This is a genomic window from Nocardioides sp. NPDC058538 (genome assembly GCF_042719275.1).
Classification (GTDB): Bacteria; Actinomycetota; Actinomycetes; order Propionibacteriales; family Nocardioidaceae; genus Nocardioides.
Genome location: NZ_JBHXNY010000081.1, coordinates 1 through 1,482, shown reverse-complemented (window position 1 = coordinate 1,482; position 1,482 = coordinate 1). Strand labels below are relative to the sequence as shown.

Here is a 1,482-nt window from a genome sequence, read left to right as displayed (position 1 = left end):
GGGTCTGTCGGAATCTTTGTGTAACTGGCTCGGCGTGATGCCACGGATCTGGTCCGTGGTGGAAGGAGCATCACGTCATGGAGCGAGACAGTGGGGAGTACGACGATGGCGAGCCGTTGCGGCGAGGAGGCCGTCGACGGGCTGAGCAGGACGAGGCCGCGTTGGTGCCGGTCCCGGTGAACGAGGCGGTGCCGGCGGAGTTGTCGAAGGGGTTGGCCACGCTGGCTGACCAGCTGGTTGCCTCAGCCTCGGACAAGGGCCTGGCCTTGACCGGGAACGGTGGTCTGCTGACGGCGTTGACGCAGCAGGTCCTCCAGGCCGCGCTCGAGGCTGAGATGTCGCATCACTTGGGCTACGACAAGCACGAGCCGATCGGGCGTAACCGCGGCAACTCGCGCAACGGGTCGAGCCCGAAGCGGGTGCGGACCGAGGTCGGTGAGGTCGATCTGGCGGTCCCGCGGGATCGGGAGGGGACCTTCGATCCGCAGATCGTGCCCAAGCACCAGCGTCGGCTGACCGGGTTCGACGACGCGGTCATCTCGCTGTACGCGAAGGGGATGACGACCGGGGACGTGGTCGCGCACCTGGAAGAGGTCTACGACACCACCATCAGCAGGGACCTGGTATCGACGGTGGTCGACAAGATCACCGATGAGATGAAGCGGTGGCGCACCCGGCCCCTGGACCGCGTGTACCCGGTGTTGATCATCGACGCGATCTACCTGAAGGTTCGTGACGGGACGGTGTCGAACCGGCCGGTCTATGTGGTCATGGGCGTCAACCTCGAGGGCTACCGCGACGTCCTCGGCATGTGGGTCGGACCCACCGGCGGGGAAGGCGCAAAGGCGTGGATGGCGATGCTCACCGATCTGCGCAATCGGGGCGTCATGGACGCGTTCATCGTGTGCTGTGACGGGCTCAAGGGCATGCCCGAGGCGATCAACACGGTCTGGCCCCAAGCCCGGATCCAGACCTGCGTGGTCCACCTCGTGCGCAACAGTCTGCGCTTGTCCTCGCGCAAGGACTGGCAGAAGCTGACCCCGGGGATGCGACGGATCTACACCGCGGTCAACCGCGAAGCAGCCGAGCTCGAGTTCGAAGAGTTCGCCGAGCGCTGGGAGAAGACCTACCCCGCCCTGATCCGGTCCTGGCGCGAGGCATGGGAGGAGTTCACTCCGTTCCTCGACTTCCCCGTCGAGGTCCGCAAGCTGGTCTACACGACCAACGCGATCGAGTCTCTCAACGCCAGGTTCCGGGCCGCTGTCCGACGCCGCGGGAGCTTCCCCGACGAGGACTCGGCCTTGAAGGTCCTGTACCTGGCGGTCAAGCAACGCGAGAAGAACAAGCCCGGCCCGACCGGCCGGATCAACGGATGGCGCCCCATCCTCAACACCCTTACCATGGCCTTCGGCGAAGAACGCCTGGGTCTGAACTGAACACAAGCAAGCCGATGATCAGTTACACAAAGTTCCTGACACTCCC

1 protein-coding gene is annotated in these 1,482 nt (G+C 65.1%); it reads left to right on the top strand.

The genetic code is table 11. The features are described 5' to 3' along the window. Positions 1–77 precede the first annotated feature (77 nt). Entirely contained in the window at positions 78–1,436 is a 1,359-nt protein-coding gene (locus ACFWQC_RS28310) for an IS256 family transposase (protein ID WP_378686177.1), read from the top strand. Positions 1,437–1,482: the final 46 nt, after the last annotated feature.